The following is a 23,519-nucleotide window of genomic DNA, read 5'->3' as shown; positions in this document are numbered from 1 at the left end:
CGTCTGACTCCGGAGACCCCATCATGCGTCACACCACGGACATCTATCTGACGGCCACCGGCACCTGGCTGCCCGACCACCGCCGGCCGCTGGCCGACGCCGTCGCCGCCGGACTCGTCGGCGAGAGCCACCGCGACCTCGGCTACGAGTCCATCGCCGTCGAGGAGTCCGGCACCGCGCCGGTCGACATGGCGGTCGCGGCGGCCCGGCAGGCCGTCCACCGGTCCGGCCGGGCCGGTGCCGAGTTCGGCCTGCACCTGCACGCCAGCGTGTGGTTCCAGGGCCTGGACTGCTGGGCCCCGGCCGCGTACGTGGCCAACCACTCGGTCGGCCCGCAGGCCATCGCGTACAGCGTCGACCAGCGGTCGGCGGGCGGTCTCGGCGCACTGCACCTGGCCGCCGCCTATCTGACCTGCGGCACCGTCGGCAACGCCCTGATCACCACCGGGGACCGGTTCGACGGCCCCGCGATCGACCGCTGGAACTCCTACGTCCAGGCGATCTGGGGCGACGGCGGCACCGCGCTGGCGCTCTCCACCGAGGCCGGGTTCGCCAGGCTGCTGTCCAGTGTCGTGGTGAGCGACAACAGCCTGGAGCGGTGGGACCGCGGCGCCACCCCGTTCGCCGCCGGGCCGCTGCAGGAGAAGCCCGTCCAGGTCGAGAAGCGGTTCGAGCAGCACGCCGCCACCCCGGGCGCCGAGGCCGAGTTCGGACGGTGGACGGCTGCCGTGCTGGCGGCCCGGGACCAGGTGCTGGCCGAGGCCGGGGTGCAGCTGGGCGACATCACGCGGGCCGTCCTGCCGTTCGTCCACCGGGGCGGCGGCCAGGCCGAGTTGCACGACCTGCTCGGCCTCACCGAGGAGCAGACCGTCTGGCGCGAGCTCGGCCGGCAGGTCGGGCACCTGGGCGCGGGCGACCCGTTCGCCGGGCTCGACCGGCTGCTCCAGGACGGGGCGCTCGCCGTCGGCGACCGGGTCCTGCTCTACAGCGTCGGGGTCGGGTTCACCATGGCGGCCGCCGTCATCGAGATCACCGACCTGCCCGCCTGACCCTCCGTCACCGGCGAGACCCCACTCATCCGTCCCGCACGACCACGCCCCGAGGAAGAGCCGTGACCGACACCGAGACGCTCCTGGACTACCCGCTGCCGCGGACCGATCCGCTGCTCCCGCCGCCCGCCTACACCGAACTGCGCAACGGCCCGCCGAAGTTGGTCAGGGTCAACGGCGGCCGCCGGGCCTGGCTGGTGACCAAGTACGACGACGTCCGCTCCGCGATCGCCGACCCCCGGGTCAGCTCGGACGACATGGCGCCGAACTTCCCGGCGCTCATCCCGCTGCCGCCGAGCCCCCGGGCGCTGTCGATGTTCCGGATGGACAACCCCGACCACGCCACCCTGCGCCGGATGGTCATCCCGGAGTTCACCGCCCGGGCCACCCGGGCGATGCAGCCCGACGTGCAGCGGATCACCGGGAACCTGCTCGACGCGCTGGCCGCCGGCCCCAAGCCCGCCGACCTGATGGCCGCGTTCGCCGACCCGCTGCCCACGCTGGTGATCGCCCGGCTGCTGGGCGTGCCGTACCAGGACCACGAGGTCTTCCAGGAGAACGGCCGGATCGTCACCTCGCCGACCGCCACTGCGGAGGAGGCCGGCGCCGCCTTCGTCACGCTGACCGAGTTCATGAGCCGGCTGATCGACGACAAGCGCAAGGACCCGCAGGACGACCTGATCAGCCGGCTCTGCGTCAAGTACCTGATCCCGGGCGAGATCAGCCACGACGACCTGCTGGCGATGGCCCGGCTGCTGCTCTTCGCCGGTCACGACACCACCGCCAACCAGATCGCCATCAGCGTGCTGTTCCTACTGGAGAACCCCGGCCAGCTGGAACTGCTGCGGGCGGACCGCAGCCTGATCCCGAGCGCCGTCGAGGAGCTGCTGCGCTTCGCGTCCATCAAGCAGCACGACTTCATCCGGACGGCGGCCGAGGACATGGAGATCGGCGGCGTGCCGATCGCCAGGGGCGAGGGCATCATCTTCGCGCTCCCCTCGGCGAACCACGACGAGACGGCCTTCCCCGACCCCGGCCGCCTCGACATCACCCGGGACGCCCACCAGCACCTGGCCTTCGGTCACGGCATCCACAAGTGCGTGGGCGCCCCGCTGGCCACCCTGGAGCTGGAGACCGCGATCGGCGCGCTGCTGGACCGCTTCCCCGGGCTGAGCCTGGCGACCGGTCTGGACGAGGTCCCGTTCCGCGACGACATGCTGCTCTACGGCGTGCACAAGCTGCTCGTCACCTGGTAGGCGTACCGGCCCCGAAGCCCCGCCCCGGCACACCGGGGGCGGGGCTTCGGGCTGTCCGGAGCCTTCGGCCGCCGGCCACCCGACGTGACGAAATCGCTCCAGTGGTAGTCGAGTTGACGGACCGACAATCCGAACACCCAATCCAGTCGGGATTGGTTCACCTCGTACGAGTGAAGGATCAACGGTTCCTCACCACAGGGAGACAACAATGCAGTTCAGGATTCTCGGGTCGGTCGGGGCAGTCGTCGACGGCCGGTTCTGCACGGTCCCGGGAACCCGGCAGCGCACCCTGCTGGCCACCCTGCTGACCCGGCCCGGGCGCCTGGTGCCCGCCGAACAGCTCTACACCGAGCTCTGGAGCGACAACCCGCCCGCGACCGTGGAGAACTCCCTCCAGGCCCATGTCTCCCGCCTGCGCCGCACGCTGCGCAAACTCGGCGGCCCGCACGGGGACGTACCTCCGCTGATCACGCAGGCGTCGGGGTACATCCTGGACGCGGCCCCCGAGGACATCGACGTGAACCTGTTCCGGGAACGGCTGGCCCAGGCCAGGCGGGCGATGACCGTCGACAGCGAGGTGGCGGGCGAGCTGCTGGAGGAGGCCCTCGCACTCTGGCAGGGCTCCCCGCTGCAGGACGTGGCCGCAGGACCGCTCTGCCAGAGCGAGGCGCTCCAGTTGGAGGAGGAGTACCTCGCGGCGCTCGAGGACAAGCTCTGGCTCGGCACCTGCTGCCCCGAACCGTCGCTGGTGATCGGCGAGTTGAAGCGGATGAGTATCACCCACCCATGGCGCGAGCGGATCACCGAGATGCTGATGCTGGCGCTGTACCGCAGCGGCCGGCAGGCCGAGGCGATCGAGGCCTACAACACCGCCCGCGAGCGGCTGGTCGACGAGCTCGGCATGGAGCCCTCCCCGCAGCTGAAGAACCTCTTCCGGGAGGTCCTCAACCAGGCGCCCGGTCTCTACCACCCCAACCCGCTGCAGCAGCTCAAATCGGCCTGAAGGGCGGGGGGGGGGGGGGGCGGGCCGGGGGGGGCGCGGGGGGGGGGGGGGGCGCGGGGGGGGGGGGCCCCCCCCCCCGCCCCCCCCCCCCCCCCCCCCCGCCCCTCGGGCGGCACCACTCAGCTGCCGCTGGTGGCACCCCCCGGCAGGATCCGCCGGAATCCGGCGTACGGGACGAGCGCGTCCGGCAGCAGCACCGAACCGTCCTCCTGGACACCCTGCTCCAGCAGGGCGGCGATGGTCCGGCCCACCGGCAGCGCCGAGCCGTTGAGGGTGGCGGCGGGCAGCTTCCCGCCACCCCCCACCCGGTGCCGGATGCCCGCCCGGCGGGCCTGGAAGCTGCCGCAGTCCGAGACCGAGGAGATCTCCCGGTAGGAGTCGCTGCCGGGCAGCCAGACCTCGATGTCGTACGTCATCCGGGCCGAGAAGCCCATGTCCCCGGCCGGCAACAGGACCACCCGGTAGGAGAGTTCCAGCCTGCGGAGGCACTCCTCCACCTGACCGACCATCAGCTCCAGCTCGCGCTGGGCGTCCTCCAGCGCGCAGATCCGGACCAGCTCGACCTTCTCGAACTGGTGCAGCCGCAGGATGCCCCGGGTGTCACGGCCGTACGAGCCCGCCTCGGCGCGGTAGCACGGCGTCCGGGCGGTGAAGGCGAGCGGCAGGGCGCTCTCGTCCAGCAGTTCGCGGGCCACCAGGTTGGTCAGCGGGACCTCGGCGGTCGGGATCAGGAAGAGCTCCCGGTCCCCCACCCTGGTGGCGAACAAGTCCTCCTCGAACTTCGGCAGTTGGCCGGTGCCGGTCATGGTCTCCCGGCTGACCAGGTGCGGCACGGAGTACTCGGTGTAGCCGTGCTCCTCGGTGTGCAGGTCGAGCAGGAAGGAGGTCAGGGCCCGCTCCAGCCGCGCGCCCGCGCCCCGGCTGACCGTGAAGCGGGCACCGGACAGCCGGGCCGCCCTCGGCCCGTCCAGGATGCCGAGCGACTCGCCGAGGTCCGCGTGGTGCCTGGCCTGGCCGGCGGCGGGCCGGAGTGCCGGGCCACCCCGTCGGATCTCCACCGCCTGCTTCTCGCTGTCGCCGTCCGGGACTTCGTCCAGCGGGAAGTTCGGGATGCCCGACATCCGCTGCTCCAGGTCGAGTTCGACCTCCCGGACCACGGCCTCGGCCTGCTGCACGGCCTCCCGCAGCCGGCGCGACTCCTCCCGCGCCTGCTCGGTGGGCGCCCCACTCCCGCGCGAGGCCCGCTTGAGCTCGGCCCGCAGCCGGGCGACCGTCTCCACGGCGGCGGACCTGCGCCGGTGCGCGGCCGCCAGCGGGTCCAGCTCCAGCTGGTACCGGCGGCGGGCCAGCCGGCGGACGGCCTCCGGGCCCAGCTCGATCAGCTCACGTACATCGTGCACGGCACTCTCCTTCGGAGCGTTGCGACGTCTGGGGGTGTTCTCAGGAGACGGAAGCGGGCACCTTCACCGGCTGGACGGGCTCCGTGAGCGGTGCCACGGCCCGGTGGCTCTGCGCGAGCCGCCCGTACCGGGCCGGCTGCGCGGACCGCAGCCACCAGGCGTAGCCGAGCCCCAGCGCGCCCACCACCGGGACCACCCAGGGCAGCGCGGCGACCAGCGAGTTCCCGGTGCCGGTCAGCAGCTCGAAGTTGCCGACCACCAGCCAGACCGTGGCCGCCAGCCCCAGGAAGCCGAGCAGCGGGGCGACGGCACCCTGCCACCAGCCGAGCCGCAGCCCCTTCCGGGCCAGGCCGAGCACCGACAGCGCGGCCAGGGCCTGGAGCACCACGATGCCCAGGGTGCCGAGGCCGAGCATGCTGGTGGTCAGGTCCGCGTACGGGTCGAGGCCCGCGAGGGCGAAGCCGGTCACCGCGACGGCGCTGACCACGCTCTGGACCACGCTGGCCCGGTGCGGGGAGGCGTGCCTGCGGTGCACCACGGCCAGCCCGGCCGGCAGCAGCCCGTCGGCGGCCAGCACCTGGGTGTACCGGTTGGCCGCGCTGTGCAGGGCCAGGGTGGCGGCGAACAGGCTGGTGCAGAGCATGATCTGGAGCAGGGTGGCGCCGGTCGAGCCGAGGTAGTCCGTGCCCAGGGTGAAGAACAGCTCCCCCAACTGGTCGGAGGAGACCTCGCGGACCTGGTCGGCGCCGATCGCGCCCACCGCCGCCCAGCTGGTCAGCGCGTAGAACCCGGCGATCAGCAGGACGGCCAGGTAGGTGGCACGGGGCACGCTGCGCCGCGGGTCCTTGGCCTCCTTGCCGTACAGCGCGGCGGACTCGAACCCGATGAAGGAGACGAACGCGAACATCAGGGAGACCCCGAGCCCGGGGCCGGACACGACGTCCGGGGAGAACGAGGCAGTGGGCAGGGCGGCGGTGCCGTGCCGGCCGAGGACGGCGAGGTCCAGCGCGGCCAGCACGCCGATCTCACCGATCATCAGGACGGCGAGCACCCGGGCGCTCACCGCGATGTCGCGGTAGCCCAGCAGCGCGACGGCCGCCAGCCCGACCGCGGCGCACAGCTCCCACGGGAGGTCCAGGCCGTGGTCGGCCAGCACGAGCTGGGTGAAGTAGCCCAGGGCGCCGACCAGACCGATGGTCGCGCAGTTGTAGGCGAGCAGGGCGATGAAGCCGCCGCCCACCGCGGGCGGGCGGCCGAGCCCGTCGGCGATGGAGGCGTAGAAACCGCCGGAACCGCCGGTCCGGCGGGCGCTCACCGCGTAGCCGACCGAGAAGCAGAGCAGGGTCACCCCGGCGAACGCGAACGCGGCGGGGACGCCGGCGCCGTTGCCGATGGCGAAGGCCAGCGGGACGGTGCCGACCATGGCGGAGAGCGGTGCGGCGGCGGCGACGATCAGGAAGACGATGTGACTGGTGGTCAGACGTCCGGAGGAGGGCGAACCGGCCGCAGCGGCCGCGCTCGCTGATCTGGCCGAGGGCCTGGTGACGGTCATCGGGGCTCCTAGGAGGGAGGGCGCCAAAGGACGGTGGATCGGGGAGGGCATGACGACGGGCCTGCGGCCGGGTGTGGGGCCCCGGGCGCAGGCCCGTCCGGAGGGTTGGTCAGGCGGCGGCGATCGCCAGGACGGCGTTCTGTCCGCCGAAGCCCAGCGAGCTGCTCAGCGCGAACTCCACCCGGGTCCCGGTGGCCGAGGTGGCGACCTTGATCTCCATCTCGGGGTCGAGCGTGCGCAGGTTGGCGGTGGGCGGGACGACGCCCTGCTCCACCGAGAGCACCGTGAAGACCGCCTCCACCGCACCCGCCGCGCCGAGCAGGTGGCCGGTGACGCCCTTGGTGGAGGTGACCAGTGGGTCGTCGGTGAACACCCGGCGGATCATCCGGGCCTCGGCGAGGTCGTTCAGCGGGGTGGAGGTGCCGTGCGCGTTGACGTGCCGGACGTCGCCCGGGCCGGCCCCCGCGTCGGCCAGCGCCGCCCGGACGGCGGACTCGATGCCGAGGCCCGCCGGGTGCGGGGTGGTCATGTGATGGGCGTCGGCGGTGGCCCCGTACCCGGCGATCCGGGCCCGGATCCGCGCGCCGCGCGCCCGGGCGTCGGCCGCCCGCTCCAGGACCACCACGCCGGCGCCCTCGCCCGCGACGAAGCCGTCGCGGTCGACGTCGAACGGCCGGGAGGCACCCGCCGGGTCGTCCTGGCGCCGGGAGAGCGCACCCATCTGGGCGAAGCCGGCCATCACCAGCGGCGTGATCATCGCCTCGCTGCCGCCCGCGATCACGATGTCGCAGCGGTCCAGCAGCAGCAGGTCGCGGGCGGTGCCGATGGCCGTGGCGCCCGAGGCGCAGGCGGTGGCCACCACCAGGTTGGGGCCGGTGGCGCCGAACTCGATCGCGGTCTGCCCGGCCAGCATGTTGGGCAGCTGCATCGGCAGCAGCAGCGGGGAGACCCGGGCGGCGGACTGCTCCACCAGCACCCGGTGCTGCGCCTCCACCGTCCCGGGGCCGCCGTCGGCGCACCCCAGGACGACGCCCACCCGGGCGCCGTCCCAGGTCTGCGGGTCGAGTCCGGCGTCGGCGATCGCCTCCCGGGCGGCCACCAGGGCGAACTGGGTGAACGGGTCCAGCCGGTGGGCCCGACGGCCGCCGAGCAGCTCGGCGGCGTCGAAGCCCGGGACGCGGCAGGAGATCCGGACCGGGTTCCGGTCCAGCACCGGGTCGAGCGCGGCCGTCGGACGGCCGTCGCAGACGCCCGCCCAGCTCGCGGCGACCCCGATGCCGGCGGGGGTGACCAGCCCCAGGCCGGTCACTGCAACGTCGATGCCGGCCATCAGACCCGTGCGCCCGCTTCCTCGATCAGGGCGGCCATCTCACCGATGGTCTCCGCCTCCAGCAGTTGGTCGTCGCTGATGGAGATGCCGAGCTCGGCCTCCAGCAGCAGCGACAGCTCGACGACGGCGAGCGAGTCGAGCTCGACGTCCTCCTTGGTGGCCTCGGGGGTGACCTGCTCCGGCATCACCTTGAGCTTGCTGACCAGGATTTCCTTGAGCATCTCGAACATGATCAGGGCCTTTCGGGAGTTGGGGTCGTTCGGGAGCTTGCTGGTGGGGTGGAGCTCAGCCGAGTGCGGGCCACGTGACGGTGGCGGCGCCCCAGGCGAGCCCGCCGCCGAACGCGGTGAGAAGCACGCGCTGACCGGCCTCCAACCCGCCGTTCTCGACCGCCTGCGCGAGCAGCAGCGGGATCGAGGCGGCGCCGGTGTTACCGACCCGCGCGATGTTGGAGAGCCTGCGTTCGGCGGGGACGGCCAGGCGGTCGGCGACCGCCTCCAGGATCCGGGCGTTGGCCTGGTGGGCCGCCAGCCGGTCCACGTCCTCGATGGCCCAGCCGGCTGCGGCGACGGCCTGCAGCGAGGCCTCGGTCATCCGCTCGACGGCGTGCCGGTACGTCGCCCGGCCGGCCATCTGGAAGAACTCGTCACCGGGCTTGGCGGGCTCGCCGGAGGAGCGCTGGCGCGAGCCGCCGGCCGGGACGGTGATCAGATCGCTCTGGTCGCCGTCGCTGCCGAGCACGATCGGGCCGACCGCGCCGGGCTCCCAGCTCTCGCCGGCCCGGAGCACCACCGCGCCCGCGCCGTCGGCGAAGATCACGGCGGTGGTGCGGTCGGTCGGGTCGATGATGGTGGTGAACGCGTCGGCGGCGATCAGCAGGACGCGCTCCGCGATGCCCGAGGCGATCAGGCCCGCCGCCGTGGCCAGCCCGTACAGGAAGCCGGTGCAGACCGCGGAGACGTCGAAGGCCGGGACACCGCCGAGGCCGAGCCTGGCCGCCACCTCCGGCGCGGTGGCCGGGCAGGGGCGGTCCGGGGTGGTGGTGGCCAGCACCACCGCGTCGACCTGCGAGTCGTCGGCCGACTTGAGGGCCCGCCGGCCGGCCTCCACCGCGAGGTCGGAGGTGGCGGTACCGGGCGAGACCACGTGCCGGGTGGAGATCCCGGTGCGGGTACGGATCCACTCGTCCGAGGTGTCCAGCCGGGACTCCAGGTCGGCGTTGCTGACCAGGTCCGGTGGGACGTAGGCGCCGACTCCGACGATGACCGCGGCGCGGCCCTGCGGCGGTCCTGGGCGCAGACTCGGGTCCGCCAGGCCGATGGTCATACCGCGTCACCCCCGGTGCTGCTGAGAACCTCCACCGGGAGGCCCATGTACGCCATCCGCTCGGCGGCCATCTCGTCGGTCCACTGCTCGGCCATGTCGTAGCGCTGCTCGGGGGTGGTGTCGAGCATCCGGACGCCGGGCCAGATCTCGTGGTCGCCGATCCGGTCGGCGTGCTCCGCCATGCCCTGCTGGAAGAGCTCCTCCCGGTGGATCACGAACTCCTTGTCGGGCACCTCGTCCCAGAGCTTGACGCCGGCCCGCAGGATCTCCAGCAGCCTCGGCCGGTACCCGGGCTCGGCCGCCAGATGGTCCTTCAGGATCGTGCTGGCGACGGTGAGGTGGCGGATCTCGTCGATCGCGGTGCCCCGGGAGATCTCGCCGGTGGCGGGCGACAGCGGGGTCCACTTGCGCTCGCTCAGCTCGGCGGCGGGGGCGAGCACGCCCTCGATGACGATGGCGAAGACCGCGACGCCGCCCATGAAGTCCGCCTGGTCGCGGACGATCTCCAGGGTGAAGTCCTCCACCGGCTGGAGCACCCGGCGCCGGTAGTCGGCGGCCATCTCGTCGATGTCCTTGACCAGGGTGGCGGCGGGGAGGCCGAGTTCCACCAGGTGGTTGCGGAACACCCGGGCGTGCCTGGCCTCGTCGATCAGCTGGGTGGCGTAGAACTCCAGCTCCGGGATGCCGGGCGCGATGGCCACGTAGTGGGCCAGCAGCCGGGTGGCGATCTCCTCGGAGAGGCTCCGGTAGCCGAACTCCAGGACCAGGGCGTCGCGCAGCGGGCCCGGCTGTTTCAGGAAGTCGGGCACACCGGCGTCCTTGTGGTGCCCGGTCTCGCCCCGGTCGCGGAGCGTGCCCTGGGCGACCTCGGTGAACCAGTAGGCCAGATTGCACTGCTCCGGGCCGAGGGTGAGGTGCTTCGCCCCGTCCAGCAGCCCGGGTGCGGTGTCCCAACCGGCTTCGTGCGCCACGGTGTTGGTCATAGTCCCACGTTCTCCTTCCTGGTTCCGCTGACACCGGGCCCCTGGACGGGGACCGGCAGGAGCGCGCCGACGTACAGACCGCCGGCGAAGCTGAGCAGGGGTTCGCCCTCGCCCGCGGTGGCGTGCACCACCCGGCCGAGCAGCACCTCGTGGTCGCCGACCCGGATCCGGCCGGCCACCCGGCAGTCGATGTGCGCGAGTGCGCCGTCGAGCAGTGGCGCCCCGGAGTACCGGGCCGGCCGCCAGTCGAGCCCGGCGAACTGCGCGGCGCCGTCCGGGCGGGAGCTGTCGGCGAACCAGCGGGCCGTGCCGCTCTGGCCGCCGCCGACCACGTTGATCCCGAACCGGCCCGCCCCGGCCGCCAGTTCGGCCAGCACCGAGCCGGCCTTCAGGCTGGCGCCGACGATCAGCGGTCGCTGCGAGACGGTGGTGACCTGGCTGGCCGTGGTGCCGTGCAGCCGCCCCTGATGACTGACCGTCAGCACCGAGACGGGGCAGGCGAGATGACGCAGGGCGCGGCGCCGCTGGACCGGGTCGGCGGTGGTCCGCCGGATCGGCTCGGCCGTGGTGCTCACCGGACCACCTCCTGGGCGACCAGCTCCCTGGCCTCCCGGACCTGCGGTGCGGCGGCTGCCGGGACGTGCCCGACTGGGGTCGGCGTCATCGCGTGGCCGACCGGCTTGGGGTGCGGCAGGCCCAGGTCGTCCAGCAGCCGCAGGTAGCCCTGCTGGCGGACCGGCTCGAAGGGCAGCGCGAAGGACTTCATGAAGTTGCCGAACAGCGCCCGGTCGCCGAAGAGGTGGAACGGCAGCACCAGCAGCGCCCACTCCGGCTCGACCAGCCAGCACCACAGCGCGGCGACCGCCGCCTGGGTGATCAGGCTGTGCATGACGTTGTAGAGCACGTAGTACGTCTTGGAGATCGGCCGGCCGCCCGCCTTCTTGAAGGCGAGCGCGCCCGGGATGTACCCGATCAGGTCGATGTAGAGGAACAGCCCGATCGCCGGCAGCCAGCGGATCTCGCCGAGGTGCGCGGCGAGCAGCCCGGTGCTGACCGCGAAGCCGACCAGGTACTCGGCGCGGTGCAGGGAGAAGGTGCTCGGGGTCTCGAAGGGATTGGCCTGGTCCACTGTTTCAACTCCTGGAGCAGCGTGGCGGGTTCGAGGTGCGGGGAAGGGTCGTGGGCGGGAGCGGCAGTGCCGGGCGGGGTCCCGGCACCGCCGCCGGTCGGTCAGCCCGCGGCGGCCACCGGCTGGGGCTCGGCGAGCCCGTGGTCGCCGAGGACGGCGGTGTCGGCGAACAGGCCGGTGACGGCCCAGGCCACGGTCTCCTTGATGACCCGCTCGGCGATCGGGTCGAGGATGCCCTCGAGACTCGGGATGCCGAAGTCGAAGTCCGCCTCGAAGTGCACCGCGACGTCGGCGCCGTCCTGGCGCAGCACCCACCTGCCGACGAAGCTGTCGAAGTCGCCGTCGGTCTGCTCGAAGTGGATCTCCAGCCGGTCCTGGTGGAAGGTGTCCGTCTCCGTCCAGCGCAGCAGGCCGCTGCGGAAGTGCAGCTCCCAGCTGGAACTGCCCACCGGCTCGGGCAGGGTGGAGTGCACGGTGGTGGCCCGCACGTGCGGGGCCAGCTCCGGGTAGCGCTCCCACTTCGCCACGGCCGTAAAGACGTCCTCGGCCTTGTCGTTGCGCACTACGGCGTCGAGTTCGACGTGTCGCACGGTCAGTTACCGCCTTCCGGCATCTTGGCCGAGCCCCGGACCAGGTCCAGGGTGGCCTTGTCAAAGGAGTCGAGCAGGAACTCGACCTCCGAGTCGGTCAGGATCGCCGGCGGGGTGAACCGGACCACCGAGCTGCCGTTCATCGAGTGGTTGGCCACCACGCCGTGGTTGAAGAGCTCGATCAGGAGCTCTCCGGCCAGGCCCGCCTCGACCAGCTCCACCCCGATCAGCAGACCCTGGCCCCGGACGTCGACGACCAGCTCGGGGATGTTGCGGTAGGCGATCTCGGCGATCCGCGGCAGCAGCCGGGAACCGAGGTCCATCGCCCTGGACACCAGCCGCTCCTCCTTGATCGCCTGGACGGCGCCCTGGACGGCGGCCATCAGCAGCGGCTGTCCGGAGAAGGTGGCGGTGTGGATGTACGGGTCCTTGTCGAAGGGCTTGAACGCCTTCCGGGTGGCGATGGCCGCCGACACCGGCACCACACCGCCGCCGAGCGCCTTGCCGGCCAGCAGCACGTCCGGCTGCACGCCCTCGGTGTCGACGCCCCACCACTCGCCGAGCCGGCCGAAGCCGGTCTGCACCTCGTCCAGGATCAGGAAACCGTCGAACTCCCGGACCAGCTCCTCGACCTGCTTGAGGTAGCCCTTCGGCGGGATGATCACGCCACCCTCGCCCTGGACCGGCTCCAGGATCACGCAGACCTGGCCCGGGTGCGCGCGGAGCTCGTCGCGCAACGCGTCCGGGTCGCCGAAGGGCAGGTGCGAGACGTCCGGGATGAGCGGGCGGAACGGCGCCTGGTAGACCTCCTTGGCGGTCGCCGACAGCGCGCCGAGGGTCTTGCCGTGGTAGCCGCCGCGCATCGAGACGGTGCGCTTGTAGCCGTTGGCGCGGGCCAGCTTGAGGCCGGTCTCCACCGCCTCGGCACCGGAGAGCGCGAAGTGCACCCGGTCCAGTCCTGGCGGGGTGATCGAGGTGAGCGCCTCGGCGGCGCGGGCCACGGTCGGCTCCAGCAGGATGCGGGTGGCCACCGGATGGGTGGTCAGCTGACGGAGCACCGCCTCCATCACGATCGGGTGCCTGGCACCCATGATGAACACGCCGTAGCCGCCGGCGTTGAGGAAGCGCTCACCGTCGCTGGCGGTCACCCAGGCGCCGGAGGACTCGACCTCCATGTGGCTGCCGAACAGCTCGGCGAGGGTCGCCCGGCCCTTGCTGAGGTGGGCCCGGTAGAGGTTGAGGATGCTCTCCTCGGTGTCGACGCCGCCGGCGTCGACCCTTCCGGCGTTGATCGGGGCGGTCTGCATCACGGTCACGGATGACTCCCTTTCAGGGCGTACGTCGGTCAGGAGAGTTCGAGGGGGCCGCCGCCGAAGTACTTCAGCAGCGGCTCGGCCGCGCCGCTCCGGGACGGCGGGTGGAAGGCCAGCGGCCGTACCGCGGTGGCGAGTCGGGCGTGCTCGGAGGAGCGGATGAAGTCCAGCCCGCCGAGCAGTTCGAGGGCCTGGGCGGCGACCTCGGACAACGCCTCCTGGGCGGCGAACCGGGCCACCAGCACCTGGGCGACCGCCTCCTCACCCGCCACTCCGTCCCGCACCGCGCGGGCCGTGCCCTCCAGCAGGGCGAACGCGGCCTCCACCCGGACCGCGAGGGCAGCCCGCTCGCTGGTCCCGCCCTTCTCCCGTTCGAGCACGTGCTCGACCAGTGCGGAGGCGGTGCCCGCGTAACCGGCCGAGATGAGCATCTCGAACCAGACGAAGCCGGCCGTCTGCAGATCGTCGATCCGGTGCGGGTCGGCCTCGGAGGTGCGGATGACCAGGTCGGACGGCACGAAGACGTCGTCGAAGCGGATCTCGTCGCTCTCCGCCGCGGCCAGCACGTCGTTGGCCCAGAACGGGTGGACGGTGAGCCCAGGGGACCCCACCGGCACCAGGGCCAGCGCCATCTCCGGGCTGCCGTCCGCGCCCGGGACGGTGATGCTCGCGGTCAGCAGGTCCATCGAACGGGCCAGGCTGCACGGCTTCTTGGAGCCGCCCAGCCGGTAGCCGCCGTCGACCGGGACCGCCGCGACCACCGGGGTGAGGATGTTCTGCTGGGTCCGGCCCTCGGCCCAGCCGGACGCCATCACCCGCTGGTCGGGCACCACGCCGTGCAGCAGGTCGAGCTGCGCGGGGGTGAGCCGGCCGGTGTCGTCCGCCAGCGAGTAGAGCATCGCGGCGGTGAAGTGGTGCATCGTCACCGCGGCGGCCAGCGAGGGCGAGAGCGATCCGACCGCCCGCTGCACCCGGACCGCCTCGACCGGGTCGGCCCCGTGGCCGCCGTACTGGGTCGGCACCAGCAGGGCGACCCCGCCATGGGCCCGGAACAGGTCGATCACCGGGCTGCCCGGTGCCTCCCGCTCGGCGTAGGGGATGTCGGCCAGGGCCTTGATCAGCCCGGGGTGGTACCGCTCGCAGGTCTCGCGGGCGGAATCGAGGGAGCGCACGGCAGAGAACCTCCGGTCGTGGGTGATCAGGACGGGGTGGAGCCGAAGACCGCCTCACGCGGGCTCACGTCGTGGGCGATGCTGACGCCCTGGATGTGGGAGGTCTTGAGCATCGGGTAGTTCGCCTCGCCGTAGACGCCGCCGGTCAGGCCGGTGCCGCCGTGGCTCGGCAGGTACGGCAGGAAACCGATGTGCGAGTCGTTGATCTTCAGCAGGCCGCCGTTGGTGACGCGCTGCACGAAGGCGTTGATCACCCGCGCGGACTTGGCCCAGAGCGAGTTGCGCAGGCCGTACTCGTTGCTGTTGACGAAGGAGATGAAGCTGTCGAGCAACTCGTCGTTGTCGCCCGCGTCCGGCACCACGATCGGCAGCAGCGGGAAGAAGGTCTCGTGCCGGACGACGTCGTGCTCACGCGCCCCGGCCAGACCGTTCACCCGGAGCACCGTGGGCTGCAGGAAGACGCCGGTCTCGGACGGGGTCCCGTCCAGCTCGGTGCGCTCGCCGCCGGTGACGATCTCGGAGCCCCGGGCCAGCGACTGCTTCAGCAGGGCGAAGAACTTCTCGCTCCGCCGGACCGGGGAGAGCAGCACGTTCTCGTCCTCCGGGTAACCCGGCAGCACGGTCGCGACCTGCTTCTTGACCTCCTCGATCAGCTCGTCCGCGATCGCGGGGTGCGCCAGCACGTAGTTGGGCACCATGCAGATCTGGCCGGAGCCGTAGAAGGACTCGGCGATCGCCTCGGCCGCGTACTTGAGGTCCGCGCCCTCCCAGACGATGATGCCGTCGTTCCCGGCCAGCTCCAGGATCGGCTTCTTGCCGTGCGCCACGCACTGCTCCTGGAAGCGCAGGCCCTCCTGGCTGCCGCCGATGTAGAAGATGTCGTTGACCAGCGGGCTCTCCACCCAGCGGTCCAGGGTCTGCTTCGGGTTGCTGCAGACCGCGTTCAGCACACCGGGGGGAGCACCGACCTCGTCCAGCAGCGGCGCCACCACGTCGCGCAGGATCCACATGGTGCTGAGCGGGATGCTCCGGGGGGCGCGCACCACGACGGCGTTGCCGGCCATCAGCGCGAGGACGGCCAGGGCGGCACTCGGCGCCGGGGCGTTCTGCGGCGGGTTGAAGCCCACCACACCGTCGGGCTGGCGGCGGACGATCAGCCGGCGGCCGGCGTGCTCGAACTCGGTGTGCATCCGCTGGCGGTACCAGTAGATGCTCTCCTCGCTGTAGACCTGCAGCAGGCAGCTCAGCTCCCAGCGGGCCAGCCGCACCGGGTGCGCCTCGGAGACCAGCATGTCGATGAACTCGTCCTGACGGCGGATCAGTTCCTCGCGGAAGAGGGTGCCGAGCCGCATCCGGCGCTCCAGCGGCACGGCCGCCCAACCGGGCGCGGCAGCGGCGGCCGCCTCGGTCGCCAGGTCGATCGCCTCGTTGCTCGCGATGGCGCACCGGCCCACCACGTACGGGTGGTCCGCCGCGTCCGAGTCCGGGTCCTGCTCCAGGGCGCGCTTCAGGCTGACGCTGGTGAAGACGTCCTCCAGCAGCGACCTGGCACTGACCGTGTAGACCCATCCGTCGCCGTCGATGTCCTTTCCGGCGATATACAGCGGATAGCTGCGGAGCGGCTTTTCCCGCCCGTTTTCGGCAGCGGCACCAGGAGCACCGGAATTCCCGGAGACGATTCCCACCGCCGATTCGTCAAGAAGCATCATCAGGCCTTTCCGAGGAATTCTTTGGCTGAAGCGAATTGATGGTGACAGAGCATTCTGACCCCCCGCTGACGCGGAGCTGATCAGCGCAGGGCCGCGGAGATCCACTCCTGCAGTTCGTCGGCCGTCATCGCGTCCAGCCGGTCGGCGGCGGCCGCGACGTCCTTGGCGCCGCCGAACTCGACGAACTTCTCCCGCATCAGCTCGGCGTGGTTCGCCCGGGTGTGCGGGCCGGCCGCCGCCAGCGGGACGAGGCGCTCCCGGGAGGCCGTACGACCGTCGGTCAGCCGGACCGTCACCCGGGCTCCGGTGGCCTTGGTGGACGCCGAGAAGTCGCCCGACTCCCGGCTGTTCGCCGCGTCCACCGCGAGCTTCGCCTCCGCCTCGCCCGCGAACTCGCGCAGCCACGGCTCGGCCGCGTCCCCGGCCTGCCGCAGTGCCTCGCCGAACGGGGCCTCGGAGGCGAACAGCGCCCTGGTGAACTCGGGGTCGTGGACCAGCCGGACGCGTTCGGCGACCTGCCAGCGGCCCCGGTCGTTCAGCAGCGGCGCCGAGAAGTCGTTGACGGTGAGCCCGCCGGTGAGCAGCGCGGTGGCCACGGGGTACGGCGTGTGCAGCACCAGCGCGCCGAGCGGTGATCCGGGGCCGACCACGTACGAGGCGGCCTTGCGGCCGGCGAACAGCGTGTACAGCGACGCCTCGACCACCACCTCGGCGATCTCGTCGGGGCGGATCGGGCCCAACTCCCGGCGCAGGGCGGCAGCGCAGTCCACCGCGGCGTCCACGCCGGGGCCGCCCGGGTGCATCTTGAACGAGAGGGTCTCGGTGTGCCACCGCTCGCCGAGACCGGCGTTGACCGCGTCCGGCAGCGGGACGGCGGAGAACCGGTCCAGGAAGCCGTCCGGGTGTTCCAGGATGTCCGTCGCACCGCGCAGGCCCACCCGGGCCGCGTCACAGGCGTCCATCGCGGTGCGGACGGGGGTGAAGGAGTTGAACAGTCGGGCGTCACTGGCCAGGAAGGCCCGCATCAGCGGCCAGTTGGGCATCGCGAAGGCCAGGCCGACGGCACTGGTCCACACCACGTCGTCGGCGCCCTCGCAGTGCAGCCGGCCGCAGACCGCCCCGGCCAGGTGGGTGTGGACCGCACTGTGGCCACGCAGCGGTCCGAGGGTGGCGGCAGCGGTGATCCTGGCCGCGCACTCGTTGGCGGCGACCACGGCGGCGACCAGCGCGGCGCCGTCCAGCCGACGGTCGTACGCGTAGGCGAGCGGCACCGCGACGGTGGAGTTGGAGAGATGGCCCGCGTACGCGGTGTCGTCCAGGTTGAGGAACGACCCGAGCCCGGACAGCACACAGGCGGACAGCCGGGCGTCGTGCTGCAGCGGCGGGCCGAAGGCCTCGATCATCCGGCGGCCGAGCGGATGCTCGGCGCCGGCCCGGATCGAGGCCAGCTGGGAGAGCACCTGACTGGCCGCCAGCGAGCGCACCCGGTCGGGGATGTCTTCCGGGCGCAGCCAGGCCGCCCATGTCGCGAGTTCCTTGAGGACGGGCACGGTGGGGCTCCCTGAGGATCGGGCGGCCCGGCACTGAACGGCCCCGGGGCCGCAGCCAGTTGCACTGTCGAGGTCTACCGCCGGGTCGAGCCCCAGACCGGGAGGGCGCCGGGCAGGACTTCGAGGGTCATCGAGGGCCAGCGGCGTTCCTGCAGCTCGCCGTCGTGCTCGAAGCAGAGCGGCGTGGCGTCCAGTCGCTCGACCACGATCTTCCGGCCCCGCCCGTAGGCGACCCCCGGCAGATCGAGGTGGCGGGCCTCCCGGGTCAGTTCGGGCACCTGGGTCGGGTGCACCTCGGCGCCGATCACGCAGACGTCGAGCAGGCCGTCGTCGAGCTCCGAGTGCGGCAGGACCTGGTACTGGCCACCGCGGTAGCGGCCGCCACCGACGTTGGCGAGCACGGTGTCACCCTCGTGCAGCACGACTCCGTCGACGGTGACCCGGCCCGGGTAGGGGGTGAACGCCGCGGCGGTGTCGGCGAAGGCCCTCGCGTAGCGGGCCCGTCCGGTGAGCGGGATGCCCCGCGCGGTGACCAGCGCCTCGGCGATCACCCCGGAGCAGGCCCCGAGCAGGACCAGTTCGTCGGTCTCCGCGAGCCGGGCCAGGTCGATCCGGCGCAGCTCCGCCTCGCCCGCGCCGTCCAGCGCCGCGGTGAGCGCCTCGGCCCAGGGGCGCTCGCCCCACAGCATCCGGTAGTCGGAGTTCCCGGTGCCGGCCGGGACGATGGCGAGGGCGGCCGCCGTCCCGTGGCCGGGCCGGGTCATCCCCTCCACCACCTCACGCACCGTGCCGTCGCCACCCACCGCGACCACCAGGTCCGGGACCGCCAGGTCGCTCTCGCCCCGGAGCGCGGCCCGCACCGTGTCGGTGGCGTCGCCCCGGTGCGTGGTGTGGTGCAGGACGACGGAGTCGAACCGGGCCGCGCAGAGCCCGGTGACCTCTTCGAGCAGTGCCGCATGCGTGGTCCCCGCGGTCGGGTTGGCGATGATCAGGGCCTGCCGGGGCTGCCGGACAGCTGCGGATCCCATGCTCACAAGTCTCCAGACACGATGCCGACAGCCTCAATCGGCCGCCGGCGGGAGCCGACGGCCGATTCGGACGCGGAGAAGGCAGGATTCGAACCTGCGCGGGCAGAAACCCGACCGGAGCCGAAGCCCCGGCCCCCGATAAACCACTCCGGGCACCTCTCCCTGTTCCCGACCCGGTTCCCCGTGCCGTTCACAGGGATAACACTGCCTGCCGTCCCTGATATCCCCCTGACGCCCTGCTGACGTACCGCGGAAGACATTTCCACCCCTTTCCCGACGCCATTTCCAGGTGCTCTACTCTCTCTCACCGCACATTCGATCCGGAAGGGACCGACGCCTGATGTCAACCGCCACCGAGACCGACAATCCGGTCCTCCAGGCCGTTCGCAGCCACACCGGCTCCGAGAACCCCAGCGCCTTCCTCGCCCTCAACAGCGGCAACAGCGTGTTCACCGTCCCGGGCACCGACGGCGTCATCGTCTACCGCCGCACCGGCCGCCACCTGGTCCAGTTCGGCGGCCCGTTCGCCTCCCCCGAGGCGTACGGCCCGCTGCTCGACCGCTTCACCGCCTTCGCCCGGGAGCAGGAACTCCAGCTGGTGAGCGTCCAGTTGCAGCGCCAGGACGCCGACCACTACGCCGCTCGCGGCTTCACGGTGAACCAGCTCGGGGCGTCCTGGGCCGTCCACCTGCCCGACTTCACCCTGCGCGGCTCACGGTTCATGCAGCTGCGCAACAAGATCTCCCGGGCCTTCCGCAACGGCCTGCAGGTGCAGGAGGTCCCGGCCGACCAGTGGGAGGGCGCGCTGCAGGAGATCGACGGGGCCTGGCTCGGCTCCAAGGGCGACCACGCCCGTCAACTGGAGTTCCTGGTCGGCCAGATCGGCGGTCCCGTCCAGTCGCACCGCCGGCTCTTCGTCGGCACCATCGACGGCGCCCCGGTGGGCTACATCTCGTACTCGCCGGTGTACGGAAGCCGGGCCGGCTGGATGCACGACCTGAGCCGCCGGATCCCGGGCGGCTCGCCCGGCCTGATGGAGGCGATCAACTCCTCCGCCATCGACGTCTTCCGCAGCGAGGGGGTGGACTGGCTGCACTTCGGCTTCACCCCGTTCACCGGCCTGGACGCGGCCCACGAACTCCCGGGCCACAGCGCCTCGTTCCAGTGGCTGATGCACTTCCTGTGGGCCGAGGGCGAGGCGATCTACCCGGCCCAGACCCAGCTCGCCTACAAGGACAAGTGGGCACCGGACGTGCTGCTTCCCGAGTACGTCGCGTTCGACGGGCCGGCCTCGCTCGCCTCCTTCGCGCACATCTTCCGTGCCTGCAACGCCTTCTGACCCGACGCCTTCCGATCGCACCCCAAGAGGAGAACCCCGGATGTCCGAGCAGCAAGCACCCGACACCGACACGCTCAAGCAGTCCCTGGTGGAGGCGTTCATGGCCATCATCGGGGCACCGGACGACCTGGAGGTCGCCCGGGCCGCCGACCGGGTGGTCCGCACCCTCGACGAGCGGCTCGCCGCCGAGTCGGTCGCGGCCTGAACGTCCCCCCGCCCCACCAGCGGCTACCGGCACGGATGGTGACGCCGGGTCAGGGACAGATCAGCACCGCATCAGCGCGGTGCCGGATTCTGGGCCCTGTCCGGCGTCCGGCACCGCGATCTTCGCGCCTCTCGGCCACCCGAGCCCGTACGCCGCCAGCGGATCCCACCTTCCCGCCGCGCCTCGCGTCACTTGACGGCAGCGCCGTCAGCCACGACCGGGCGCCTGCCCCAAGGAGCTCACGGCATGCAGTCTCCGCACGTCAGCCAGGCCGAACCTGGCGCCCTCGACACCCTCGACGCTCCCGGCGCCCCGAAGCAGGCCGCTGCGGCGGGGGCCGGGGCCTCCGCCACCTTCTCCGAGCTGCTGAAGCGGGTGAAGGCCGAGGGACTGTTGGACTTCGACCCCCGCTACTACGTCCGGCGGCTGGTCCTCAACACCACCATGATCCTGGGCGGCCTGGTCGCCTTCTTCGAACTCGGTGACTCCTGGTGGCAGTTGCTGGTCGCCGCCTGGATGGGCCTGTGCGGTGCGCAGAGCTCGTTCATGTGGCACGACGCGGGCCACAAGTCGATGTTCCGCAGCAAGAAGGCCGCCTCGATCGTCGGCTACTTCCACGCCAACTTCGTGAACGGGGTCAGCTACGGCTGGTGGGTCAACCACCACAACCGGCACCACAGCCACCCCAACCACCTGGAGCTCGACCCCGACATCGGCCGCCGCACGGCCATCTTCGACATCAAGCAGTACGCCACCCGCCGGGGTGTGCAGCGCTTCATCGTGCGCTACCAGAGCGTGCTGTTCTTCGTCCTGCTGACCCTCGAGGGCTTCAAGATGCAGCGGACCGCCGTCAAGGCGATCGCGAAGGGCGAGACCAAGTACCCGGTGCTGGAGTCCGCGCTGATCGCGCTGCGGGCCGCGCTCTACCTGGGCGCCGTGTTCGTGGTGCTGCCGCCGGCGCTGGGCGTCGCCTTCATCCTGGTCCAGACGGCCGTGCTCGGCGTGTACTTCGGCATGCTCTTCGCCCCCAACCACAAGGGCATGGAGGTCCGGGACGGCGAGGAGGAGACGCTCGACTGGCTGGAGCGCCAGGTCCTCACCTCACGCAACATCAACCCTTCGCCGCTGATCGACTTCCTCTACGGCGGCCTCAACTACCAGGTGGAGCACCACCTCTTCCCCGCCATGGCGCAGAAGCACCTGGCCCGCGCGCGGGAGCTGACCATGCAGTACTGCGCGGAGCGCGGCGTGCCGTACCGCGAGGTCGGCTTCTGGGCCTCGTACCGCGAGGTCGCGAGCTTCCTGCACGAGGTCAGCGCACCCGTCCGACGGGGCGAGGGCGACGCGCTCGCGGCCGAGGCCCTGCGGGCCGCCTGACCGTACCCGTCCTTCGACCCCGACCACCCACCGCCCCGGCCGACGTGCCGGGGCGGTTCAGCAGAGGAGCCGGTACGTTCCCATGCTCGACCAATCCATCCGCGTGGCGGGGCCGGCGGCCCGGCCCTCGATCGGCACCCGGCTCGACCGGATGCCGATCACCCCGGTCCACCGCAGGCTCACCGCCATCGTCGGCGTCGGCCTGCTCTTCGACACCTTCGAGAACAACCTCTCCGGGACGATCTCGAAGGTCCTCCAGCACGAGTTCGCGTTCGGCGGCAACACCCTGAAGCTGGTACTGGCCTCGGCGTTCGTCGGCCAGTTCATCGGCGCCCTGGTCCTCGGGCGGGTGGCCGACCGGATCGGACGGCGCCGCGCCTTCCTGATCAACCTGGCGCTGTACTCGGGGTTCTCGCTGCTCGGCGCCTTCTCCCCCGACGCCGAGTGGCTGATCGCCACCCGGTTCCTGGCCGGCATCGGCATCGGCGCCGAACAGGCGCTCTCCGACTGCTACTTGGCGGACGTACTGCCCGCCGGCAAGCGGGGCAGGTACACCGCCTGGGCCTACACCATCGCGTTCTGCGGCGTGCCGGCCGTCGGCTTCGCCGCCCTCTGGCTGGTACCGCTGACGCCGCTCGGGATCGCCGGCTGGCGCTGGCTGTTCATCCTCGGCTCGCTCGGCTCGGCCGTGGTGTGGGTCCTGCGGCGGAACCTGATCGAGTCACCGCGCTGGCTCGCCTCGGTCGGCCGGCACGCCGAGGCCGAGCTGCTGGTCGCCCGCCTGGAGGGACGTCCGGCCACCGAGGTGGTGGTCGGTCCGGTCCAGGCCGAGCCGCTCACCGTCCGGGCCCGGGTGCGGGAGATCTTCCGCCCGCCGTACCTCCGACGGACCGCGATGCTCTGGATCTTCTGCATCCTGTCGGTGATCGGCTACTACGGCTTCGGCGCGCTCGCCCCGCAGATCCTGGCCGCCAAGGGCTACGGCATCGTGGCCGGCCTCGGCTACACCGCGCTCTCCTTCGTCGGTTACCCGATCGGCTCGCTGCTGTCCGTGCCGATCATGGACCGGGTCGAGCGGAAGGTCCTGGTGGCGCTCTCGGCCGTGGCCATGGCGCTGGCCGGGCTGGGCTTCGCCTACGCGGGCTCGGTGGAGCTCGTCGTGCTGTTCGGCTTCGGCTACACCGTCGCGAGCAACGTCTTCTCCACCGTCTCCCACGTGTACCTCGCCGAGCAGTACCCCACCGCGATCCGCGCCGCCGCGTCCGGTGCGGCGTACTCGCTGTCGAAGCTCAGCGCGGCCGCGCTTCCGTTCGTCCTGCTGCCCGTCCTCCAGTCACACGGCGCGGGCCCGCTGTTCGCCGTCATCGCCACCGCGATGGGGCTGCTGACCGCCACCGTGCTGCTGCTCGGCGGCCGCACCACCGGGGAGTCGGTGGACGCCTGACCCGTCAGGCCGGCCCGGTGTCGGAAGGCATACCCAGAAGGCCCGTTCACCCCGTCCGAGGACGGGGTGAACGGGCCTTGGCGTACGGGTCAGCCGACGTTGGCGGAGGCCCGCTGCTCCTGGTCCAGGAATGCGGCCATCGCGGTGACCGTCGGGTGCTCCCAGGCCACCGCCGGCTCGAGGTAGAGGGCGAACTTCTCCTCGATGTCGCCGAACAGACTCAGCGCGGCGACGGAGTCGAGGCCGTACTCCACGAACGGCACCTCCGCGTTGATTTCCGACTCCGGTCGGGAAAGGTGGCTGGCGAGCCGCTCGGTCAGCCAGCTCTTGATGTCCTGCTCTCGATCAACCGAACCTGAGGTTGTCATCAGATGCTCCTTCGCAGTGGCGTCTCGCCGCAGGGTGCACCGGCGCACTAAAGAGCCGCTCGAACAATCCTGGACACCCTCCGCGGAGCGCGGCCCCGCACGTCAGGCCGCCGTCTGCCAACTGGACGGCGGCGCGTAGTCGGTGCGGTGCCAGGCGCGCTGCCGCTCGACGACGGCCTCCGCCGGGGCGGCCGCCCGGGCAGCCGCGCTCCGGCTGAGGAGGGCGGTCGTCAGCGCGGCGATCTCCTCGTCGGTCAGCGAACCCCGGGTGACAGTGATGGTCATGGCTGGTCTCCTCGACTACATCGGCGGGTTGCCGTGCTTGCGGCTCGGCAGGTCGGCGTGTTTGGTGCGGAGCATGGCGAGGGCGGAGGCGAGGACGGTGCGGGTTTCGGC

The 23,519-nt window shown here is 72.1% G+C and carries 23 protein-coding genes and 1 tRNA gene; 7 read left to right on the top strand and 17 right to left on the bottom strand.

All coding sequences use genetic code 11. The features are described 5' to 3' along the window. Positions 1 to 23: 23 nt before the first annotated feature. The 3 genes from ACIRPK_RS19375 to ACIRPK_RS19365 all read left to right on the top strand — a co-directional run bounded on the left by ACIRPK_RS19375 (position 24) and on the right by ACIRPK_RS19365 (position 3,308). Positions 24 to 1,049 (top strand): ketoacyl-ACP synthase III family protein, encoded by a 1,026-nt coding sequence (locus ACIRPK_RS19375; RefSeq protein ID WP_403040344.1) that lies wholly within the window; start codon positions 24 to 26, stop codon positions 1,047 to 1,049. Between the two features lie 62 nt (positions 1,050 to 1,111). Further along, positions 1,112 to 2,305: a cytochrome P450 gene (locus ACIRPK_RS19370; protein ID WP_403040341.1), complete on the top strand. Its 1,194-nt coding sequence runs from the start codon at positions 1,112 to 1,114 to the stop codon at positions 2,303 to 2,305. 208 nt (positions 2,306 to 2,513) lie between these two features. Continuing rightward, positions 2,514 to 3,308 carry a BTAD domain-containing putative transcriptional regulator gene (locus ACIRPK_RS19365; RefSeq protein ID WP_403040339.1) on the top strand — a complete coding sequence of 265 codons (795 nt, stop codon included), beginning with the start codon at positions 2,514 to 2,516 and terminating at the stop codon, positions 3,306 to 3,308. A gap of 119 nt (positions 3,309 to 3,427) precedes the next feature. Here ACIRPK_RS19365 and serS read toward each other — a convergent pair whose 3' ends face one another. The 15 genes from serS to ACIRPK_RS19290 all read right to left on the bottom strand — a co-directional run bounded on the left by serS (position 3,428) and on the right by ACIRPK_RS19290 (position 18,552). Beyond that, positions 3,428 to 4,708, bottom strand: a complete 1,281-nt coding sequence (gene serS / locus ACIRPK_RS19360; RefSeq protein ID WP_403040336.1) for a serine--tRNA ligase — start codon at positions 4,706 to 4,708, stop codon at positions 3,428 to 3,430. Positions 4,709 to 4,748: 40 nt separating this feature from the next. Further along, entirely contained in the window at positions 4,749 to 6,260 is a 1,512-nt protein-coding gene (locus tag ACIRPK_RS19355) for an APC family permease (protein WP_403040333.1), read from the bottom strand. A gap of 109 nt (positions 6,261 to 6,369) precedes the next feature. After that, positions 6,370 to 7,590 carry a beta-ketoacyl-[acyl-carrier-protein] synthase family protein gene (locus ACIRPK_RS19350; RefSeq protein WP_403040330.1) on the bottom strand — a complete coding sequence of 407 codons (1,221 nt, stop codon included), beginning with the start codon at positions 7,588 to 7,590 and terminating at the stop codon, positions 6,370 to 6,372. Then, positions 7,590 to 7,820, bottom strand: a complete 231-nt coding sequence (locus ACIRPK_RS19345) for an acyl carrier protein (RefSeq protein ID WP_403040327.1) — start codon at positions 7,818 to 7,820, stop codon at positions 7,590 to 7,592. The genes ACIRPK_RS19350 and ACIRPK_RS19345 overlap by 1 nt, the downstream gene beginning before the upstream one ends. A gap of 55 nt (positions 7,821 to 7,875) precedes the next feature. After that, positions 7,876 to 8,916, bottom strand: a complete 1,041-nt coding sequence (locus ACIRPK_RS19340; RefSeq protein ID WP_403040324.1) for a beta-ketoacyl-ACP synthase III — start codon at positions 8,914 to 8,916, stop codon at positions 7,876 to 7,878. Next, positions 8,913 to 9,899 carry a VlmB-like protein gene (locus ACIRPK_RS19335; protein ID WP_403040321.1) on the bottom strand — a complete coding sequence of 329 codons (987 nt, stop codon included), beginning with the start codon at positions 9,897 to 9,899 and terminating at the stop codon, positions 8,913 to 8,915. The genes ACIRPK_RS19340 and ACIRPK_RS19335 overlap by 4 nt, the downstream gene beginning before the upstream one ends. Continuing rightward, positions 9,896 to 10,474, bottom strand: a complete 579-nt coding sequence (locus ACIRPK_RS19330) for a flavin reductase family protein (RefSeq protein ID WP_403040319.1) — start codon at positions 10,472 to 10,474, stop codon at positions 9,896 to 9,898. Before ACIRPK_RS19330 ends, ACIRPK_RS19335 begins: the two co-directional genes overlap by 4 nt. Further along, the gene (locus tag ACIRPK_RS19325; protein WP_403040317.1) at positions 10,471 to 11,028 is read right to left on the bottom strand and encodes a hypothetical protein; all 558 of its coding nucleotides are present in this window, start codon (positions 11,026 to 11,028) and stop codon (positions 10,471 to 10,473) included. The genes ACIRPK_RS19330 and ACIRPK_RS19325 overlap by 4 nt, the downstream gene beginning before the upstream one ends. 101 nt (positions 11,029 to 11,129) lie before the next feature. After that, complete coding sequence (locus ACIRPK_RS19320) at positions 11,130 to 11,618, bottom strand: type II toxin-antitoxin system RatA family toxin (protein ID WP_403040314.1); 489 nt, start codon at positions 11,616 to 11,618, stop codon at positions 11,130 to 11,132. Between the two features lie 2 nt (positions 11,619 to 11,620). Continuing rightward, complete coding sequence (locus tag ACIRPK_RS19315; protein ID WP_403040535.1) at positions 11,621 to 12,925, bottom strand: aspartate aminotransferase family protein; 1,305 nt, start codon at positions 12,923 to 12,925, stop codon at positions 11,621 to 11,623. 38 nt (positions 12,926 to 12,963) lie between these two features. Continuing rightward, positions 12,964 to 14,103 (bottom strand): acyl-CoA dehydrogenase family protein, encoded by a 1,140-nt coding sequence (locus tag ACIRPK_RS19310; RefSeq protein ID WP_403040311.1) that lies wholly within the window; start codon positions 14,101 to 14,103, stop codon positions 12,964 to 12,966. 26 nt (positions 14,104 to 14,129) lie between these two features. After that, on the bottom strand, positions 14,130 to 15,707 hold the full coding sequence (locus ACIRPK_RS19305; protein ID WP_403040533.1) for an aldehyde dehydrogenase family protein: 1,578 nt from the start codon (positions 15,705 to 15,707) through the stop codon (positions 14,130 to 14,132). A gap of 185 nt (positions 15,708 to 15,892) precedes the next feature. Beyond that, positions 15,893 to 17,362 (bottom strand): MmgE/PrpD family protein, encoded by a 1,470-nt coding sequence (locus ACIRPK_RS19300; RefSeq protein ID WP_403040308.1) that lies wholly within the window; start codon positions 17,360 to 17,362, stop codon positions 15,893 to 15,895. A 74-nt stretch (positions 17,363 to 17,436) separates the two neighbouring features. Next, on the bottom strand, positions 17,437 to 18,390 hold the full coding sequence (locus tag ACIRPK_RS19295; protein ID WP_403040306.1) for a diacylglycerol/lipid kinase family protein: 954 nt from the start codon (positions 18,388 to 18,390) through the stop codon (positions 17,437 to 17,439). 73 nt (positions 18,391 to 18,463) lie between these two features. After that, positions 18,464 to 18,552 (bottom strand) — tRNA-Arg (locus tag ACIRPK_RS19290). 178 nt (positions 18,553 to 18,730) lie between these two features. Between ACIRPK_RS19290 and ACIRPK_RS19285 the strand changes: the two genes are divergently transcribed. The 4 genes from ACIRPK_RS19285 (at position 18,731) to ACIRPK_RS19270 (ending at position 22,755) form a co-directional block, all read left to right on the top strand. Further along, positions 18,731 to 19,729, top strand: a complete 999-nt coding sequence (locus tag ACIRPK_RS19285) for a DUF2156 domain-containing protein (protein ID WP_403040303.1) — start codon at positions 18,731 to 18,733, stop codon at positions 19,727 to 19,729. Between the two features lie 40 nt (positions 19,730 to 19,769). Next, a complete protein-coding gene (locus ACIRPK_RS19280) occupies positions 19,770 to 19,934 on the top strand; it encodes a hypothetical protein (RefSeq protein ID WP_403040301.1) in 165 nt (54 codons plus the stop codon). A 246-nt stretch (positions 19,935 to 20,180) separates the two neighbouring features. Continuing rightward, entirely contained in the window at positions 20,181 to 21,311 is a 1,131-nt protein-coding gene (locus ACIRPK_RS19275; protein WP_403040298.1) for a fatty acid desaturase family protein, read from the top strand. Between the two features lie 82 nt (positions 21,312 to 21,393). Beyond that, positions 21,394 to 22,755 carry an MFS transporter gene (locus tag ACIRPK_RS19270; RefSeq protein ID WP_403040295.1) on the top strand — a complete coding sequence of 454 codons (1,362 nt, stop codon included), beginning with the start codon at positions 21,394 to 21,396 and terminating at the stop codon, positions 22,753 to 22,755. A gap of 89 nt (positions 22,756 to 22,844) precedes the next feature. Here the strand turns inward: ACIRPK_RS19270 and ACIRPK_RS19265 are convergent, their stop codons facing one another. Both ACIRPK_RS19265 and ACIRPK_RS19260 read right to left on the bottom strand, forming a co-directional pair. Next, on the bottom strand, positions 22,845 to 23,123 hold the full coding sequence (locus tag ACIRPK_RS19265; RefSeq protein WP_403040292.1) for an acyl carrier protein: 279 nt from the start codon (positions 23,121 to 23,123) through the stop codon (positions 22,845 to 22,847). Between the two features lie 102 nt (positions 23,124 to 23,225). Further along, positions 23,226 to 23,408, bottom strand: a complete 183-nt coding sequence (locus ACIRPK_RS19260; RefSeq protein WP_403040289.1) for an acyl-CoA carboxylase epsilon subunit — start codon at positions 23,406 to 23,408, stop codon at positions 23,226 to 23,228. Positions 23,409 to 23,519: the final 111 nt, after the last annotated feature.

The organism is Kitasatospora sp. NPDC101801, assembly GCF_044766665.1.
Lineage (GTDB): Bacteria > Actinomycetota > Actinomycetes > Streptomycetales > Streptomycetaceae > Kitasatospora.
This window is presented reverse-complemented; position numbering and strand designations above follow the sequence as displayed.